Origin of the sequence: Scytonema sp. PCC 10023, assembly GCF_963920835.1 — a bacterium.
In the GTDB taxonomy this organism is placed as follows: Bacteria; Cyanobacteriota; Cyanobacteriia; order Cyanobacteriales; family Nostocaceae; genus Kalymmatonema.
In genome coordinates this window covers 1-3,637 of sequence record NZ_CAWUDP010000238.1, presented here as the reverse complement: position 1 = coordinate 3,637, position 3,637 = coordinate 1, and the positions used below count along the sequence as shown (strand labels likewise).

The window sequence follows — 3,637 nt, the reverse complement described above, 5'->3', positions numbered from 1 at the left end:
GACCTTGCTACTATCCACATTTGGATTAACAAAATATTATTAGTGGGATAGGTTCTTGAGGAAGTTGCAAAAATTCCCAATTTCCAGCAGGAGATTCAGGCTGTACATTTGCCGCAAAATATAAAACAATTTTACTTGAGTCACCTCTCTCAAGGATTGCGTGCGTTGAATACGAGCGATGAGGCGCTACTCCAAGACAGTATTTTGAATGTCCTCTCCTTACCATTCTCTGGGGATAGCAAAGAGTTTGGTCGGCCAAATATCGGTATTCCTCAAGAGTTTAATGAGGTTATGGGATCAGGTCTTCCAGGAGATGTCCTTGTAGAGGCACTTCCAATCTTTCCAACACCAGAAGTGATAAGCCAAGATATTCCTTCTAGCTTCTCTGGAGATGTCTTCGTCCAAGAGGGTTCGAGTAACAGGTTTCCTGGATGGTTCCTTGGCGGTGTCAGTTTTGCCGCACTTGTACTCCTTCTATCCCTTGGTAACAATAGTTCCTCAAATGGAGGACTTAACACTGTCGTAACAGTGACACCACCAGTTGGCTCCGGATCTGGCTCTATTGAACACGGTCCTACTCCTGGTGGCGGAAACATTCCTTCTAATAACAACCGAATCATTGAGGTTCCACCTACACCTCCCGTGACTCTTGGAGTTGGTGAGGAAGTGAATAAGGTTCCTGAACCATCAGTCGTAAAATCCCTTCTATTGTTGATGATTTTCCTCTGTCTACTCTGCACTATTGGTAAAAAACAACACAAAAACTACAGCCACCACAGCTATCCTGTGAAGAATTAGATAAAGAGTTAACCATGACAACCTGCTTCAAAAGAAAACAGCAGTAAGCCGAAGGCGGACGGCTCATTAGTCATTTAATTTTCAAGTCATAAATCTCAAGGTTTCAATGGGGCAGAATAAAATGAATTATCCCTTCTGCTGCTAGGTACAACTCGTCATTAATGGGACTGGAAATCAAAATCATGTCAACTCGCTTAAGTGAATTATCCCTCAAGCCAATTCCGAACCTTTTTTTATGGGTGACGTGTACTAAGTCCCGCTATTTGCGCGTGGGAGAATAGTAGCTTTCGCTGCCTTCATGAACTATTTCTTTAGCTGTTTACTCGTGACTCCTTTCTCATAATGCAAAGTATACACATTTTTTGCGTATAATACTTTATGCCAGATACCTAATTGCAATCCTGTATTAAGCACTTTCGCTACATTAGACTTCACTGTCTTCAACTGGAGAAGTGTTAATTTATCACCGTAGAGGTCGCGAACGACGGCATCAATGTGAAAATGCAAATCCGGTCGCCGTCGCATCAGAATCAGGATAGCATTTTGTATCGAATATTCTTGGAACTCTGTTAACAGTGGTATACTTCCCGCTTTTCTTTTGATACTTAGCTTAGGAATATCAGAAATATCAGGTTCTACAGTTTCTGCTGTTTCTTGATTAGACGGATGTGATTGTTGCTCACTCAAGAATACGGACTCAAGATTTTCATCTTCTTCATCGTCTGAGCTTTCCACAGAGTCATTTGTGGGATCTACTTCTTCCTCATCCACTGACACAGAGCTATCCTCAAGTACAGCAGTGCTGGAAGGAATTGGAAAATGCCTTTGGGGGGAATACATCTGTTCTTCGAGGGCATAGCCTGATATCAGGGATTCTAGAGTACTAATCTGGTTGCGGATAAAGGACAGGCGGCGCTCCAACTGGGCTGCTTCTGATACGTAGCGCTCGCGCTCAAGTTCAAGTAAACTCAGAATCTTAGATAGTGAAGCCATACCATTTACGTTTTTATTAGGAACAAGACAGGTGGAAAGCAAAGAAGTTTTCGTGAAAGCTCACACTCGTATCATTAAGCAACGAGTTTACCGATTTGTCTGCAAAAATTGCAATCAGGTGGTAGAACGCACCTGTTACCCGTCACTACCCTTATATTGCCTGGAATGTCGCCCACAAAAAGCGAAGGCATCTTTACCCAATCGTAAAGCAATCGCGCGCATCCAAAAAAAAATTTACAGCACAACAACCAGTTGCAGAAGAATTTATCGTACAGCTAGATGGAACAGACGATTGAGCACCTTATATTCAACACGCTGTCGAGCTTCGGTAATTGGAGAGTGACAAAAAGTGTGCCTTCCTGAGGGGACAGTTTGTTCTTGCTCTACATCTGCAACAAAATATCAAACGCTTTATTTGACTTCTGGACTTTGATTGAATTCAAAGACAGCACCTGAGACATCTGCTGCACTAATGGGTACTGCTAATCTACACTGCTATCCCACAAACCAATAAATTGATCACTCCCAACTAGGGAGGAGAGACTATTCCAGAGAGTTCTTTCAACGCCCTCCATATTTGTGCTAATTTCACCACCGTAAAGCAATATGCGGCTAAGAGCATTATTGAAAAGGCGGCAGACTACCTCTGGTAAATGCAAGCATCCATTACAAGCTCCTCCCAAAGACTCTTCACAGTAGGGGTCAAACATACAGTCGCCTCTTTCTTGCAAAAGGCTTTGAAATGCCTGATCCAAACGCTGCTCAAAGAAGGTTTTCAATCCGCCAAGAGAAAATTCTTGCAAGCGATTTACAAAAATTATGGTTTGGTTGAGGCTAAAAAGTAAATGTTCGCTCATAGCAGTTTCACCGAAGCTACTTTGGTCAGCGATCGCTTTAATTAAAAGATGATTAGCACTGTGTAGCGCCGAACTTACTAACCAGGGAATTAGAAAATCTGGAGACAAAGTATCATTAAATGCGGGACCACTACGGCTAGTAATCCGACTGTGGTGCTCTAATAGCCAGAGTGCTGGTTCGCTAATACTAGTTAGAGCGGGAGCTAAATTATTGGCATGGAGCCATCTAACAATCCGTTTGGCATCGAATTGGAACAAAAGGGCTTCAGTTTTGAGTTTGTAAACTGGCATGGGAATCCAATTTCCTTTTGGTTCCTCGCCTGCTAAATCAAAGTTCTTGCGGTCAAATGCCCACAATACAGAGGCTTCCGGTTGGTGAGATAAGCGAGTATATCCATAGGCAAGATGCAAGACAGGCAAGTCTTTAATTACCATCACCTGACTTATACCCAAGCTCTTACGCATTAAAGCAGGGTAAGCGCATCTAATTTTGTGCTTAAAAACACAGACTATTTTACGGGGTAGTCGTACTGAGCTGCGACCAAGTACAAACTAAACGGTCTAGTTTAGTTCTGCTCCATAAAAAATTCCGAATTCTGTTGAAGAAATGGAACTTCACCCACTTAAGTGGCGATTTGATGCCTCAAAGGTATTGAATTGTACATGATTTTTGTAAAAAAGTTCCGACTCCAATGCTTATCGGAACTTTTGCTCTTTAGTTCTAGAAAAACGCTTACAGTCTAAAATAAGCGTGTTGTCAAGGATTGTAGCAGACTTTGCCCCTGGTGACAGCTCAGTACGACTACCCCTTTACGGAAGTATGTGTCAAGAGCATCTAATGTGAGCATAAAATGTGTTAAATAGTACGCTAATAAGCAGAGCTTTTATTCACACATCAGGGGCTGTCTCATGGCATCCGGCTTAAATTCTGCTCGTTCACCACGTAAAACTAATGTCCATTCGAGCGTACCCAGTGCTACAGCACTTAC

The 3,637-nt window shown here is 42.5% G+C and carries 3 protein-coding genes; 1 reads left to right on the top strand and 2 read right to left on the bottom strand.

The features are described from left to right. Positions 1-165 precede the first annotated feature (165 nt). Positions 166-798, top strand: coding sequence for a hypothetical protein (locus ACM0OZ_RS48225; protein ID WP_414590054.1), 633 nt, complete (start codon positions 166-168; stop codon positions 796-798). A 303-nt stretch (positions 799-1,101) separates the two neighbouring features. On the opposite strand, the gene ACM0OZ_RS48220 is transcribed toward ACM0OZ_RS48225, so the two are convergent. Both ACM0OZ_RS48220 and ACM0OZ_RS48215 read right to left on the bottom strand, forming a co-directional pair. Next, entirely contained in the window at positions 1,102-1,791 is a 690-nt protein-coding gene (locus ACM0OZ_RS48220) for a hypothetical protein (protein ID WP_414588831.1), read from the bottom strand. A 482-nt stretch (positions 1,792-2,273) separates the two neighbouring features. Further along, the gene (locus tag ACM0OZ_RS48215; RefSeq protein ID WP_414590053.1) at positions 2,274-3,113 is read right to left on the bottom strand and encodes a hypothetical protein; all 840 of its coding nucleotides are present in this window, start codon (positions 3,111-3,113) and stop codon (positions 2,274-2,276) included. Positions 3,114-3,637 lie beyond the last annotated feature (524 nt).

Excerpts from the sequence above, each read along its gene's own strand:
- ACM0OZ_RS48220 (WP_414588831.1), bottom strand. The coding sequence starts at position 1,791 with ATGGCTTCACTATCTAAGATTCTGAGTTTACTTGAACTTGAGCGCGAG.
- ACM0OZ_RS48215 (WP_414590053.1), bottom strand. The coding sequence starts at position 3,113 with ATGCGTAAGAGCTTGGGTATAAGTCAGGTGATGGTAATTAAAGACTTG.